At 61.8% G+C, this 15,024-nt stretch carries 10 protein-coding genes; 4 read left to right on the forward strand and 6 right to left on the reverse strand.

Annotated features, from left to right (window positions below; genetic code table 11):
- Positions 1-19 precede the first annotated feature (19 nt).
- Positions 20-1,597, reverse strand: a complete 1,578-nt coding sequence (locus B0E48_RS01085; protein ID WP_077515601.1) for a sulfotransferase — start codon at positions 1,595-1,597, stop codon at positions 20-22.
- Between the two features lie 582 nt (positions 1,598-2,179).
- Here B0E48_RS01085 and B0E48_RS01090 point away from each other — a divergent pair.
- Positions 2,180-5,071 carry a TonB-dependent receptor gene (locus B0E48_RS01090; protein ID WP_077515602.1) on the forward strand — a complete coding sequence of 964 codons (2,892 nt, stop codon included), beginning with the start codon at positions 2,180-2,182 and terminating at the stop codon, positions 5,069-5,071.
- A gap of 137 nt (positions 5,072-5,208) precedes the next feature.
- Here the strand turns inward: B0E48_RS01090 and B0E48_RS01095 are convergent, their stop codons facing one another.
- The 3 genes from B0E48_RS01095 to B0E48_RS01105 form a co-directional block, all read right to left on the reverse strand.
- Positions 5,209-6,789: a sulfotransferase gene (locus B0E48_RS01095; protein ID WP_077515603.1), complete on the reverse strand. Its 1,581-nt coding sequence runs from the start codon at positions 6,787-6,789 to the stop codon at positions 5,209-5,211.
- Between the two features lie 143 nt (positions 6,790-6,932).
- On the reverse strand, positions 6,933-8,510 hold the full coding sequence (locus tag B0E48_RS01100; RefSeq protein WP_077515604.1) for a tetratricopeptide repeat-containing sulfotransferase family protein: 1,578 nt from the start codon (positions 8,508-8,510) through the stop codon (positions 6,933-6,935).
- A gap of 83 nt (positions 8,511-8,593) precedes the next feature.
- Complete coding sequence (locus B0E48_RS01105; RefSeq protein ID WP_077515605.1) at positions 8,594-10,591, reverse strand: UvrD-helicase domain-containing protein; 1,998 nt, start codon at positions 10,589-10,591, stop codon at positions 8,594-8,596.
- Positions 10,592-10,716: 125 nt separating this feature from the next.
- Here B0E48_RS01105 and B0E48_RS01110 point away from each other — a divergent pair, with 125 nt between their 5' ends.
- The 3 genes from B0E48_RS01110 to B0E48_RS01120 all read left to right on the forward strand — a co-directional run bounded on the left by B0E48_RS01110 (position 10,717) and on the right by B0E48_RS01120 (position 13,592).
- The gene (locus B0E48_RS01110; RefSeq protein ID WP_077515606.1) at positions 10,717-12,048 is read left to right on the forward strand and encodes an NAD(P)/FAD-dependent oxidoreductase; all 1,332 of its coding nucleotides are present in this window, start codon (positions 10,717-10,719) and stop codon (positions 12,046-12,048) included.
- A gap of 119 nt (positions 12,049-12,167) precedes the next feature.
- Entirely contained in the window at positions 12,168-12,800 is a 633-nt protein-coding gene (locus B0E48_RS01115; RefSeq protein WP_077515607.1) for a thymidine kinase, read from the forward strand.
- 24 nt (positions 12,801-12,824) lie between these two features.
- Positions 12,825-13,592 carry a hypothetical protein gene (locus B0E48_RS01120; protein WP_077515608.1) on the forward strand — a complete coding sequence of 256 codons (768 nt, stop codon included), beginning with the start codon at positions 12,825-12,827 and terminating at the stop codon, positions 13,590-13,592.
- Between the two features lie 95 nt (positions 13,593-13,687).
- On the opposite strand, the gene mutM is transcribed toward B0E48_RS01120, so the two are convergent.
- Positions 13,688-14,515, reverse strand: a complete 828-nt coding sequence (gene mutM, locus B0E48_RS01125; protein WP_077515609.1) for a bifunctional DNA-formamidopyrimidine glycosylase/DNA-(apurinic or apyrimidinic site) lyase — start codon at positions 14,513-14,515, stop codon at positions 13,688-13,690.
- 15 nt (positions 14,516-14,530) lie between these two features.
- On the reverse strand, positions 14,531-15,022 hold the full coding sequence (locus B0E48_RS01130; RefSeq protein ID WP_077515610.1) for a hypothetical protein: 492 nt from the start codon (positions 15,020-15,022) through the stop codon (positions 14,531-14,533).
- Between the last annotated feature and the right edge of the window lie 2 nt (positions 15,023-15,024).

A 15,024-nucleotide genomic window follows, 5' to 3' on the forward strand; every position in this document is an offset into this window, starting at 1 on the left:
AGAATATCGGCAGGCCGAATTACTGAGCCAGCTTGATGCCGGCTTCGTCCAGTAGCGCCTGCAGCGCACGCAGTTGCGGCTCGTATTTCTTCCAGCGCTTGAGCGCGCTGCGGTAGACCGGTGCGCGCACCTGTACGGCACTCGCCGTATTGACCGGTGCCGGATTGTTTTCGAAACTCAGGCAGGCATCGTTCCAGCTCAGCCCGCAGAATTCCAGCAATCGCCGCGAGCTCGCTTCCTGCGATTCCACCAGGGTCTCGTAATCCATTTCCAGGATGCGCCCCGGGAATACGCACTGCCAGTGCGCCATCAGGCGATCGAATAAAACGTAATACCTGCCGGTATCAAGCAGGTCGAACGAATAGCCGTAATAAGGCGAAAGTGCTCCAAACAACTGTCGGAAATTGCTGAGGCAGGTATCCATAGGATCACGCCGCAGACAGATGATCTTCGCGTTGGGCAGTGCGTGGGCAATGAAGCCCGCATACAGGAAATTGTGCGGCAGCTTGTCGATGAAATGCGGTTTGTTCCCGGTAGCGGGGCGCGTGCTGGAAAGATAGGTCTCTCCCACTTCCTTCCAGTCGACATGACTTGCGCGGGCAATCGTCTCGGGGTCGAGCAGCAACGCGGACGGGCTGCGCGTTGCATACTTGAGCGCCATGCCGAAATTTTGCAGCTCGCCGGCGGAATACACGTCTGGATGGCTGGTGATGATGCGCTCAAGCAGCGTGGTGCCAGTGCGCGGCATGCCGATCACGAAGATGGGTTCTTCGGTGGGGCAGCCAGATGTCGTCACCTCTGGATCGGGAAAGGCCGCTGTCAGCGCGTCAAACAGGACTTCATCTGACTGGATGGAATAACCACGCGTATGCCGCCCGGCCGATTTGCCGCGCACGTAATGACCGAATGCTGCGGGATAGTCCGCAATGTCCTCGTATTCCTTCGCCAGCGCCATGTTGAGGTAGGTCTGCGCATCGGAGTTGTCGGCCAGTTGCGACAAGACCGACTGCAGCCGCTCGATATGATTGCTGGTCGGCGTTTGTCGTCGCAGTTGCGCGAGAGTCAAGTGCGCCTTCCAGTAGCCGGGAGCCAGCCCGATGCATGCCTCGAGCTCATGTTCGGCGGCGTCGATATCTCCCGCTGCGACCAAGGCGGTTGCCAGGTTGAACCGGTAGGGAGGATGACTGGGCATGAGTGCTACAGCGCCGCGAAAGGCCATCGCCGCCTGCTCATGCGCGTTTGCTTGCGTGTAGATCACGCCGAGGGTGTCCAGTGTGATCGGGTCATCAGGCGACAACGCCATGGCGCGATCGGCGGTGAGCCGTGCATCGCGCATCAAGCGGACGAGAGCCAGTGCCTTCGCGTACTGCGTCGCATAGTCGGCGCGGCGGGGTTCAAGCTGCATGGCCTGGTGCAGGCAATCCAGCGCCTTTGGCATCTGCTGCAACTCCAGGTGGGCAATGCCAGCGATGTAGTTCACGCCTGGATGGTGTGGTGCGAGCGGCAGCAGTTGCTCCGCCAGTTGCAGCGCCTGCGTCCATGCGCGCCGATTGAACGCCGCGGTGAGCTGGGCAAAAAGTTCGGCGGGATCGGTCATGGAATTCCAGCTGGGATGTGGAAGTTGGAAATTACGAAAATGTGGCAGTTCATCACGATGAACTTGCGGTCACGAACAGGGTGAGGAAGTTGCACATCGCCCACGGACCGTGGCCGATTGTAACGTGGCGGCATCCCTCGCTTCGGCTCACGCCATCTAACCCGGCCACGCGGTGGCCAGCCTGCTCTTCGCCATGCTTGACTCGGCGGGCCCCGCGCCTGGTAACGGTTGGTCGGGAGGCGACTCGCCATGTGCTTCGCCATGGCGTTTCGTTTCGCTGGCCGCGGCCGAAACTGGGCTCTTGAGAAAGCTGTCGAGTCGGCTGCTGTCGAATCGCTGTTTCTTGCGTAATCGCAAGATTACGACGCACTATCATACGTTTTGATTTGATGTGTGAATATTTTGTTGCGCACACTTTCGTGGGCATGTTAGAACGCTAACGCGCCATGAATCGACCGACCGGCAGGGAGTGTGCTGGTTTGTGTGTTCCGTATTTCGAATGCCGGTTCGCGCCGATTACCCGTCCACTGAATGACGGGTTCAAACACATTGCTGAAAAACTCTGAGGGGAGTTCCGAACACATGATCAAGTCGAAAATTGCCGTTGCCATCGTGGCAGCCCTGGCGCTTGGCTATACCACCGCGTACGCGCAGGATGCTCAGCCGAGTACATCGTCACAGCAGGATCAGAGCTCCGATCAGGCGCCCAGCACCAAGAACGCCAAGAAGCTGCAGGCGGTCACCGTGACCGGTTCGCTGATTCCGCAGACGCAGATCGAGACGGCCACGCCGATCATCACGATCACTGCGCAGGACATGAAGGCCCGGGGCTTCGCCACCATTGCCGATGCACTGCAGCAGTCGTCGTTTGCGACAGGTAGCGTGGAGGGTTCGCAGTTCACCAATTCGTTCACGCCAGGCGCACAGACCCTGAGTCTGTTCGGCTTGCCGGTCGGCTTTGTGAAGTACCTGATCGACGGTCGGCCGATGGGCAATTTCCCCGGCCTGTACAACGGTAGCGACACGTTCAACAACTTGAGCGGCATCCCGATTGACATGGTCGACCATATCGACATCCTGCCGGGTGGCCAGTCCTCGCTGTACGGTTCGGACGCGATCGCCGGCGTGATCAACATCGTGCTGAAGAAGCACATCGATGCACCTGTCATTGATGTGCGCTACGGCTGGCATTCGGATGGTGGCGGTGCCGATCGCCGGATCAGCCTGGCCGACAGTTTCAGTGCCGGCAAATTCAATTCACTGGTAGGTTTTCAGTTCGAATCGACACAGCCGATCTGGACCCGTGACCGCAGCCTGACCAAGCAGTTCTATACCGAGGGAACCACGCCGCCGACGGCCTCGCGCGATTACCTGTTCACCAGTGCCGGTGGTGCGCTTTCGGGTTACCAGTTCCTGGATCCGGACAACTGCGCCAATGTCTCCAGCCAGTGGAACGGCACGCTGACCAAGCAGCATCGCAATGGCAGTGGCGACTACTGCGGCTCACAGTACACCCCGGGTTACGGAACGGTCACCACGGACAACAAGACGGCCAACATTTATACGCACAATACGTTCGACGTGAACGACAATCTGCAGTTGTACGGCGATCTGCTCTACAACTACCAGGAGCAGAAGTACACGAACGGTGCCGGTACGACATTTTGGGGTAGCAACGTGGTGGCAGCTGCCTCCGGTGGTGGCTATTACTGGGATCCGGGCCTGCAAAGCCTCATGCTCGCCCAGCATGTGTTTTCGCCGGAGGAAGTCGGCGGCTACTCGAATATCATGAACAAGAGTACCGAAAACTCCTACATGCTGACCTTCGGCGGAAAGGGTACTTTCGGCCAGTCAAACTGGGATTACGATCTCGGCTTCACGCATTCCGACGATAAATTGCTTGACCACGATTTCCAGCGCTTCACTATTCCGATGGAAACGTATTTCGCGAACCATGTGCTGGGGCCGCAGCTGGGTACGTATTACGGCTATCCCGTCTTCAAGCCGAATTACGCCGGACTTTACCAGCCGGTATCGCAGTCGGACTTCAAGGGCTTCACGGGCTATACCGACAGTCGTTCCAAGACCTGGGACAACATGTTGCGCCTGCAGCTTACCGATGCCTCGTTGTTCACCTTGCCCGGTGGCGACGCCGGCGTTGCGGCCGTGCTCGAGGGTGGCAACCAGGGTTGGAACGACTCGCCTGACCCGCGTCTGCTGGAGACAGTGGACTGGAACGGCAATCAGGTTCCGTATGTCTGGGGTACCAGCGCCACGCCGGGTGCAGGCCATCGTTCGCGTTACGCGGCCACCGCCGAGATGAAGTTTCCGTTGCTGAGCCAGTTGACCCTGGATGCTTCAACCCGCTACGACAGCTACAACGTCTCGGGTCAAAATGTCAGTCATCCGACCTACAACCTGGGCATCGAGTATCGTCCGTTCGAATCCTTGTTGATACGCGGTAAGTACGGTACCGCGTTCAAGGTGCCCACCTTGTCTGACGAGTTCCAGCTGCCGAGCGGTTTCTACGACAGCGTCACGGATTTTCTCAATTGCGGTCGACTGGGTTTCAGCGGCAGCACGCTCGCCAACTGCCCCAGCCTGTACAACAGCGTGCAGTATCACGGGGTGACCTATGGCAACCCGGCGCTGAAGCCGATCACGGCGAAGGTGTGGAGTTACGGCTTTGTCTGGGCACCGATCGAGCGGATGTCGGTCAGCGTGGATTACCTGCACTGGGATATCAACAACGAAGTTGCCTCGGTCAGTGCAACCCAGCTCTCCAATACGGAGTATCTGTGCGATATCAAGACGATTGATCCCAATTCGGCGACTTGTTCGCAGGCATTCAATTTCATTACCCGCGGTCCAGGCACGACATCATCGACTGGCATCCCGCTGCTGGGTGGTATCACCCAGATCGTGACGCCCAAGCTCAATGTCGCCAACGAGCAGGTCAATGCGATCACGGCAAACTTCAGCTATGTCCAGGACATCGGCTACCTGGGCCAGTTGTCGCTTGCCCTGTCCTATTCCGATGAGCTGAAGCACACGTATCAGGATTACCCAACCGATCCATCGGTCAACTATCTGACCAATCCCAACTACAGTACCGACTTCAAGACGAAGGCGAATGGTTCGCTGACCTGGAGCAAGGACAAGTGGACGGCCACCTGGTATGTCAACCGTTATGGCAGCACGCCGAACTATCTGGCCACTGTGGCCAATAACTACACCAGCAAGGGAACCGGCAAGCTGGCGCCCTGGGTTCTGTCCAACCTCAGCGTGACCTTCAATCCGATCAAGAGCCTCGGCTTGTCGTTCCTGGTCGATAACGTGTTCAACAAGATGCCGCCGGTGGATCACAGCTATCCCGGTACCACCGGTACGCCGTACAACGTATTCAACTACAACATCTACGGTCGTGCCATGTACGTCGAGGCGAACTACAAGTTCGGCACGAGCGGCGAATAAGCGCCACAGCTGAATCGCCTGATCCAACGGCCCCGCTTCGGCGGGGCCGTTTCATTTTGTGGCTCATCAGTATGACTGGGCGGCAGCTGATGCTCGCGTCTCCGGTTCAGCGCGAGAGACGCAACCGGCGGCCATCATCAAGAGATCGAGATGCCGGCTTCGTTCAACAGATCCCGCAGCTCGTTCAATTGCGGACCGTATTTCTTCCAGCGCTTGAGTGCGCTGCGGTAGATCGGTGCACGTACCTGTACGGCGCTGGCGGTGGCGACTGGCGTCGGGTTTGCCTCGAAGTGCATGCAGGCATCGTTCCAGGGCAGGCCGCAAAATTCCAGCAACTGCCTTGAGCTGGCTTCCTGCGAGTCCACCAGGGTCTCGTAAGCCACTTCGAGAATGCGTCCCGGCAACACTCGCTGCCAGTGCGCCATCAGGCGATCGAACAGGACGTAATATCTGCCCGTGTCGAGCAGGTCGAACGAATAGTCGAAGTATGCTGATTTGGGAGCGAACAACTGACGGAAATTGCTGAGACAGGTATCCATCGGATCACGTCGCAGACAAATGATCTTCGCGTTGGGGAGCGCCTGGGCAATGAAGCCTGCATACAGGAAATTGTGCGGCAGCTTGTCGATGAAGTGCGGCGTGTGGCTGGTGGCCGGACGGGTGCTGGCAAGGTAGGTCTCGCCAAGCAGTTTCCAGTCGACCTTGCGCGCACCGACGACCGTACCCGAATCGATCAGCGGCGGCGTCTGGCTGCCGGACAGGAACTTCAGCGACATGCCGAAATTCAGCAGTTCTCCCGCGGAGTACACGTCGGGATGGCTGGAGATGATCCGCTCCACCAGCGTGGTACCGGTGCGCGGCATGCCGATGATGAAGATCGGCTCGCCGGATGGGTGGCCAATCGTCGGATCAGTCCGTGGTTCCGGGAAACTCTCCGCAATGGCCGCAAACAGTGCCTCGTCCCGCTGGATTGAATAGTCGCGGTCGGCACCGCCGGCCGACTTGCCGTGAACGAGATGGGTGAACGCCTTCGGGTAGTCGGCGAGATCCTCGCATTCCTTGGCGAGTGCCATGTTGATGCAGACCTGCGCTGTGGTATCGGTGGCGGCAATTTGCGGCAGCAGCGATTCCAGCCGTTCCACATGATGGCTGGCCGGTGTCTGCCGGCGCAGTTGCGCGAGTGTCAGATGCGCCCGCCAATACTTGGGGTCGAGTGTCAGGCAGGCCTCGATCTCGACCTCGGCGTCGTCGAGGTCGCCGGCGGCGACCAGCGAGGTGGCCAGGTTGTATCGGTAGGATGCGTCAGTCGGGGCAAGCGATGCGGCCTGGCGGAATACCGCGATCGCCGATCCGTATTCACCGATCTGGGTATAGACCACACCCAGCGTGTCCAGCGTGATCGGATCGCCTGGCGACAAGGCCATCGCCCGGTCTGCGACAACCCTGGCATCGCGGTTCCTGCGCGCGGCGCAGAGTGCCTTGGCGTACTGCACGGCGAAGTCAGCCCGGGTGGGCTCCAGTATCCCCGCCCGGCGCAGGTACTCCAGCGCCTGTGGCAATTGCTCTAATTGCATATATGCAATGCCGGCGATGTAATTCACACCCGGATGACGTGGCGCGAGTGGCAGCAGGCGATCAGCCAGCTGCTGTGCCTGCGGCCATGCGCGCTGATTGAACGCGGTAGTGAGCTGGGCAAAGAGTTCGGCCGGGTCAGTCATGGAATCCTGATTCGCGCTGAGAATTGAGATGAGAATTGAGAATAGTGTGATTGCATTTCACGGAAGGCATCGTTTGAACGCGCGAATGCCATGCTTGAGACATCGTTGCAGCGAGCATGCATGCGGATCAACAGGCCCTCGCGTTATGCGCTGAATTTTATGCCTGCATCACTCAATAACATACGCAACTCGGCCAATTCCGCTTCGTATTTCTTCCAGCGACGGATGGCGGATCGGTACAGCGGTGTGCGTACTTGCGTCGCACTGAACGTGGCTACGGGTGCCGGATTGTTCTCGAACTGCAGGCAGGCGTCATGCCAGGGCAGCCCGCAAAATTCGAGTAATTGTCGTGTACTGGCTTCCTGTGTATCCACCAGTGTTTCGTATTCCAGTTCAAGGATGCGTCCGGGAAATACGCGCTGCCAGTGTGCCATCAAGTGGTCGAACAGGACGAAATACTTGCCGGTGTCGAGCAGATCGTACGAGTAATCGAAAGAAGTGGAGGTCTGTTCGAACAGTTGGCGGAAATTGCTGAGGCAAGTGTCCATCGGATCGCGACGCAGGCAGATGATCCTGGCGTTGGGCAACGCGCGTGCGATGAAACCCGCGTACAGGAAATTGTGCGGCAGCTTGTCGATGAAACGCGGCTTGTATGCAGTGGCGGGTCGTGTGCTCGAAAGGTAGTCGGCGCCGAGCCGTTTCCAGTCGAACGTTCGCGCTCGTGTGATGATTTCAGGATCGAACAGCACCGGCGTCTGGCTGCCCGAGACGCGCTGGAGTGCCGTCGCGAAGTTCTGCAGTTCGCCCGCAGCGTAGACATCCGGATGACTGGAAAGGATGCGTTCCACCAGCGTGGTACCCGAACGCGGCATGCCCACCACGAAGATGGGTTCCTCGGTGGGATCACCCAGCGACTCGGGTTGCGGTTCCGGAAAGGCGCGCGTCAGTTTCTCGAACATGACTTGATCTCGCTGAATCGAATAGCGGCGACCTCCGCGTGCTGCTGACTTGCCGCGCACGAGGCACTCGAACGCCTTGGGGTAGCTGGCCAGATCCTCGTATTCCTTGGCCAGCGCCATGTTCAGATAGGTCATGGCGGCGACATCGCCTGGATACTGCAGCAATAACGACTGCAACCGTTCCACATGATTTCTGGCCGGTGTCTGCCGTCCTAGCTGTGCCAGCGACAGATGCGGATTCCAGTACTTCGGCGCCAGTTTGATGCACGCCTCGAATTCCAGCTCGGCAGCGTCAAGGTCACCGATGGCTACCAGGGCAGTGGCCAGATTGAAACGACATGAAGCCTGTGTCGGCGAGCGTGCTACGGCGGCGCGGAATGCTGCGACGGCTCGCTCATGCGCCCGTGCCTGGGTATAGATCACGCCAAGGGTATCCAGCGTCATCGGGTCATCGGGCGACAAGGCCAGCGCAAGATCGGCAGCAAGTACCGCTTCGCCTGGCAGGCCGGCTGCAGAAAGTGCCTTTGCATACAGCGTCGCAAAGTCAGCTCGCGTGGGATCCAGCTCGGCAGCCCTGCGCAGATATGTCACGGCCTGAGCCAGCTGTTGCAACTCCAGGCTGACCACGCCGGCGATGCTGTAGACCCCGGCATGGTTCGGTGCGAACGGCAGCAGCTGTGTCGCCAGTGCCTGTGCTTCCGGCCAGTTGCCGCGGTTGAAGGTTGCCACGAGCTGCGCGTAGAGCTGGGCCGGATCAGCCATGGTCGTTCCCGGACGTAAAGAAAGTCAGCGCGGTGACTGCTGCGGGTATCGTAGGAAAGTCTGCGCGCTTCTGCATGCGATCACTAGCCGGACGCCAGCATCGCGGCGATCTTCGCCATATGCGATTCGGCGGTTTCGCGCACGGCTTCCTTGTCTGCCTCCGGATCCTTGCCCTGCCAGTGCAGGTCGGCCTGCGGCAGCTCGTGCAGGAAGCGACTGGGCTGGTTGTTGTGGACATCGCCGTAGCGTTTGGTCTTGGCCGACCACGACAGCGTGAGCAGCTCTTTAGCGCGGGTGATGCCGACATACATCAGGCGGCGTTCCTCGTCGATACGACCCTCGTCGATCGCGCCTTCATGCGGCAGCGTGCCGTCCTCGCAGCCGACGATGAAGACGAAGCGGAACTCCAGGCCCTTGGCGGAGTGCAGGGTCATCATGCGCACCGCGTTGCCGGGTTCGTCGCGGTCGGCGTGGCTGAGCAGGGCGAGTTGCGAGGCGAGATCGCCGGCGCTGTTGCCGCCGGACGTATTCGAATTTCTCTGCATCGCGCGGAACCAGTCGGCGAGTTCCTTCAGGTTGCCCAGCTTGCGTTCGCGCACGCTGGCGTCGGGCGTGCCGGCGGCGATCTGCGCGGCGTAGCCGGTGCGCTTGAGGATCAGCTCGACCAGATCGGCGGCGCTCTCGTGCAACGAGGCGCTGCGCAGTTCGTCGAGCAGGCTTGCGAACGAGGCCAGCGCGGCGGCCGGGCGCGGGGTGAGCTGGCGCAGCACGCTGTCGCTGCGGGTGGCATCGAGCAGCGAGCTGTGCCGGCTCTGCGCAAGCTGGCCGAGCTTCTCCAATGTGGTCGAACCGATCTCGCGCTTGGGCACGTTGACCACGCGCAGGAACGCGGCGTCGTCGCTGGGGTTGGTCAGCAGGCGCAGATAGCACAGCAGGTCCTTCACCTCGGCGCGGTCGAGGAAGCTCAAGGCGCCGGTGAGGTGGTACGGAATCCGTGCCAGCCGCAGCGCTTTCTCCAGCACGCGTGCCTGGAAGTTGCCGCGATACAGGATCGCGATATCGTGCCAGCGCGCCTTGTGCTTTTCCGCCAGGGTGGTGGCGATCGCGGCGACGCGCTCGGCCTCGTGCTCGGCTTCCTTGCATTCGAGTACGCGGATCGGCGCGCCTTCCGGATGCTCGCTCCACAGCTTCTTTTCGTGCAGATGCGGGTTGTTCGCGATCAACTGGTTCGCCGCGCGCAGGATGCGTTTGCCGCAGCGGTAGTTCTGCTCCAGCTTGATCACGCGCAGGCTCGGCCAGTCGCGGCCGAGCTGGTCGATGTTCTCCGGATTCGCGCCGCGCCAGGCGTAGATGCTCTGGTCATCGTCGCCGACACAGGTGATGCCGCCGCGCTCGCCGGTGAGTGCTTTCAGCAGGCGGTATTGCGCGTCATTGGTGTCCTGGTATTCGTCCACCAGCAGGTAGCGGAACCGCTCGCGCCAGGCATCGCGGCATTCGCTGTCGGCTTCGAGGATACGCAGCGGCAGCCGGATCAGGTCGTCGAAGTCGACCGCATTGAAGGCGGCGAGGCGCTGCTGGTACATGTCGTAGATCGTCGCCGCTTCCAGCTCGCGCGGGCTGCGTGCGGCGGCCAGTGCTTCCTCCGGCGAGAGGCCGCCGTTCTTGGCGCGGCTGAGCAGGTTGCGGATGCCGAACAGCACGTCCGGCTTCACGCCTTTCGGCGCCAGCTCCTTGACGATGCCGTTGCTGTCATCGGCATCCAGCACCGAGAAGCCGCGGCGCAGGCCGGCGCGCGCATGTTCGATTTGCAGGAATTTCAGTCCCAGCGCATGGAAGGTGCACACGGTGAGCGCCGCGGCATCCTCCGTGCTGACCAACTGGGCCACGCGCTCGCGCATCTCGCGCGCAGCCTTGTTGGTGAACGTGATCGCGGCGATCTTCGACGGCGCCAGTTTCCGGCGCGCAATCAGGTACGCGATCTTCTGGGTGATAACGCTGGTCTTGCCGGAGCCGGCGCCGGCCAGCACCAGCAACGGGCTGTCGCAATGTTCGACGGCGGCCAATTGTTGCGGATTGAGCATGGATCGAGGCGATACGTGAGGCGGCGCACGATGGTAACAGAGCCCCACTGGCTGGCCGCCCGGTCTGCGCCATAATCGGCCGCTGGAGGTCGCTGTCGGGGTGACGGCGCCGGGCGGAGGGATGCATGGCGGATCAGACGGTCGAACAGTGTGATGTGGTGGTGATCGGCGGCGGCCCGGGTGGCAGCACGGCGGCGGCGCTGCTGGCGCGCCGTGGTTACAAGGTGATCGCGCTGGAGAAGGCGCACCATCCGCGCTTTCATATCGGCGAATCGCTGCTGCCGATGAACCTGCCGGTATTCGAGCGGCTCGGCGTGCTGGACAAGGTGCGTGCGTTGGGCGTGTTCAAGCCCGGCGCGGACTTCGAGGCGGACAACGCGCGCGGCTACAACACCTACGCGTTTGCCCGCGCGATCGGACAGAGTCCGCCGCACGCGTACCAGGTTTGGCGGCAGGATTTCGACCAGATGCTGTACCAGCACGCGCGCGAATGCGGTGCCGATGCGCGTGAAGGGCACGAGGTGGTGCGGGTCGAACAACGCGGCCCACGCGAGACCTGGCTTGACGTGAAGGCCGACGATGGCCGCAGCTACGGCATCGAGGCGCGCTACGTGGTCGATGCCAGTGGCCGCGATGCGTTGCTGTCGACCAAGCACAAGCTCCACCGCAAGAACGAGCAGCACCAGAGCGCGGCGATCTTCGGCCACTTCCGCGGTGCCGAATACCGGCCCGGCGAAGACGCCGGCAACATCAGCATCTACAGCTTCGAACACGGCTGGATGTGGATGATCCCGCTGCCGGACCGGGTGATGAGCGTGGGCGCGGTATGCCGGCCGGACTATCTCAAGCAGCGCAAGGGTCGCACGGTAGAATTCCTGCTCGACACATTGAAGCTGAGTCCGGCGTTGTGGCAGCGCGTCGAGCATGCCGAGTTGATCGGCAACGAGATACGCGTCACCGGCAACTACTCCTACGACTCGACCCGGATGGGCGGCCCGGGCTGGGTGCTGGTCGGCGATGCGTTCGCCTTCCTCGATCCGGTGTTCTCCTCCGGCGTGTACCTGGCGATGAGCGGGGCGGAGCAGGCGGTCGAGATGGTTGATCAGTCACTGCGCGAGCCGAAGCGCGAGCCGGCTTTGCTGCGCAAGCTGGAGAAACGCCAGCGTGCCGGCATGGCGCGCTTCTCGTTCTTCATCTACCGCTTCAACGGACCGGTGATGCAGCAGATGTTCCGCCAGCCACGCAATACCTGGCAGCTGGAGCAGGGCGTGATCTCGATGCTTGCCGGCGACCTGTTCGATACGCCGAAGGTGCTGTGGCGGCTGCAGCTGTTCAAGCTGGTCTATGCGCTCTGCGGCCTGCGCGACTGGCGGCGCTGGCGTGCCGAGCACAAGTACCGGCTGGCGCAGGCACGGGCACAGTTCACCGGCGGCAATACGCCGCTGGACAAGGCCTGAGCCCAGAAATTGTCGTTGTAGGAGCGGCTTCAGCCGCGACCAGCCACCATGTCGCGGCTGAAGCCGCTCCTACAGGACGCTCGCGCTACCATGCACGGTAACGACCCGATTGCACGCCCATGGCCAAACTCTATTTCTATTACTCGGCAATGAATGCCGGCAAGACCACCACGCTGTTGCAGAGCGCGTACAACTATCACGAGCGCGGCATGCGCACGCTGATCCTCACCCCGGCGCTGGACAACCGCTATGGTGACGGCGTGGTCGCTTCGCGGATCGGCCTGAAGGCGAACGCGCGGCGTTTCGGTGGCGACGAGAATTTGCTGGCGCTGGTCAAGGCAGACATCGCCGCTCACGGCGCGCTGCATTGCGTATTCGTCGACGAGGCGCAGTTCATGACGAAGTCGCAGGTGTGGCAGGTCAGCGATGTGGTCGACCAGCTCAATATTCCGGTGCTGGCGTTTGGCCTGCGCACCGACTTCCGTGGCGAATTGTTCGAGGGCAGTCGCTACCTGCTCGCCTGGGCCGACAACCTGGAAGAGATCAAGACGATCTGTCATACCGGACGCAAGGCCACCATGGTGGTGCGGGTGGACGAACATGGTCGTGCGGTGACCGAGGGGCCGCAGGTTGAGATCGGCGGCAACGACCGCTATGTCTCGGTAAGTCGCGCCGAGTTCAAGAAGATCAGCGAAGGTAGTGGCCGCATCGAACTGCAGCAGTCGGTGCTACCACTTGGCGAGAGCCGCTGAGCGGCGCCCATCACAAGGATTCCCATGAACAACCCGATCACCATCCCCGCCTGGCAACGCCCGCACTGGCAGGCCAGCGACGAGGAAGTCCTGCTGCAGTTCTACGTGTTCGGGAAGTTCGAGGCGGTGCGCGTGCCGTCCATTGATTACGGCAGCCAGGGCCTGCCGTCGGGCATCGAGTCGACCAACCACTACCACAGCGCCTTGCGCCAGTGGGAAGGCTATCCGTTGAAAGGTGCGATGGGCCGCATGTTCAAGGAAGATGCACCGCAGGCCTATCAGCGTGCGCTCGACGCGCCCGAAGTACTGATCGTGCGTGGCAAGTTCAAGGACAGCGCGGACACCGGCTATCTGCGTGACACCCTGGGCGTGCTGGCCGGCCTGCTCGACATCGGCGGCGTGGCGATCCTCGATCCGCAGACTCTGAGTTTGCTGGATGCTGATGCCTGGCGCCGGCATTACCTGATCCGCGACGGTGCGCCGATCCGCAACCATCTGTTGATCCTGCGCGACAACGATGGCAAGCCGGATCATTCATGGATCCACACCCGCGGCATGCGCAAGTTCGGTCGCCCCGACATCAGCATCCGTCAGGTTCCCGACCGCGTGCTCGACCGCGCCGGCCTGTTGTGCGAACGGCTGGTCGAACTGGAGGCGCTCGGTGCGCACTTCAGCGAGGGTCAGAAGCTGGAGATCGAGGGCATCCAGGGTGGCGTCGTGGTGCATCTCGGCGGCGGCCTGGAAGATCCCGACTTCAACAATACCTATGCCGAGTTCCAGTGGCCGGAGTGATCCACAATCCCTGTAGGAGCGACTTCAGTCGCGATGCTCTTGAGCATGAAAACATGAAGCATCGCGACTGAAGTCGCTCCTACAAATTTGGCGATTCAGCGCTGGCAATGCGGACACCAGAATGTCGAACGCTGTCCCAAGACGACCTGCCTGATCGGCGTGCCGCAAACGCGACACGCTTCGCCGGCGCGACCATACACATTGAGTTCGCGGAAGAAGTAACCCGGCGCGCCGTCGGGACTGAGAAAGTCGCGCAAGGTGGTGCCGCCGCGTTCGATCGCCCAGGCGAGGATACGTTTCACCTCCATGGCGAGTCGCGCATAGCGCGCCCGCGAGACAGCGCCTGCGGCGCGGCGCGGGTCGATGCCGGCGGCGAACAGCGCCTCGCTGGCGTAGATGTTGCCCACGCCCACGACGACCGCGTTGTCCATCAGGAACAGCTTCACCGCCGCGGTGCGCCCGCGTGACAGCTGCCACAGCAGGTCGCCGTCGAACGCATCGGTGAGCGGTTCCGGCCCGAGCTTCGCCAGCAGTTCGTGGGTCTCGCCGGGTGCTTGCCACAGCAGGCAGCCGAAGCGGCGCGGGTCGGTGAAACGCAGAATCCGTGGTGCCTGCGCCGGCGTGCGTTCCAGTGCGATGTCGACATGATCATGCTTGCCGACCGGTGCATCCGGCGGCAACACGCGCAGCACACCGGACATGCCCAGATGCAGCAACGCACTGCCGACTTCGGTGTGCAACAACAGATACTTCGCACGACGTTCCACCGCCTCGATGCGCTGTCCCGGCAGCAGCTCGCTGATCTCCGGCGGAATCGGCCAGCGCAGGTCGGCCCGACGCAAGGTGACGCCAAGTACGCGCCGACCGATCAGGTACGGTGCGATGCCGCGGCGGGTGGTTTCGACTTCGGGCAGTTCGGGCAAGGTCGGTTCCGCCGTTCAGTGCAGCTCGGTGGTCTGCAGGGCCGGCGATCGCGGCATGTAGCGCGTCGATACCAGCGCCACCCGCTGGCCGACGCGCACATAGTGCTGCGGTCCGGTGACCGACGACTCGCCGAATTCCAGCGCCTGCCCGTCCAGTTCCAGCACCGCTTGCGGTGGTGTCAGGCCGATCTTTGCGGGCTCGAAATCGCTGGCGGGACGCCAGCTCAGGACGTGCGCCGCGGCGGTGGCGGCCAGCTCATTAAGACGGCCATCGATCGCGCGGGCCGGCGTGCCGTCGGTGCGCCACCAGTGGCCGTCGCGTTTTTCGTAATGCATCGTCGGCGTACCGCGCAGGGTCAATGCAATGCGGCTGATGCTGGCCGGATCCAGGGTGGTCAAGCTGCCGGTATCGCTCTGCGCATCGTGTCGCAGCTGCCAGCCGACCAGCACCAGCAGGGCCGCGACGATCAGCAGCAGGATCAGGCGTTGGCGGGTGGCGCGTCTCATCA

The organism is Rhodanobacter sp. C03 (assembly GCF_002001175.1).
Taxonomy (GTDB): domain Bacteria; phylum Pseudomonadota; class Gammaproteobacteria; order Xanthomonadales; family Rhodanobacteraceae; genus Rhodanobacter.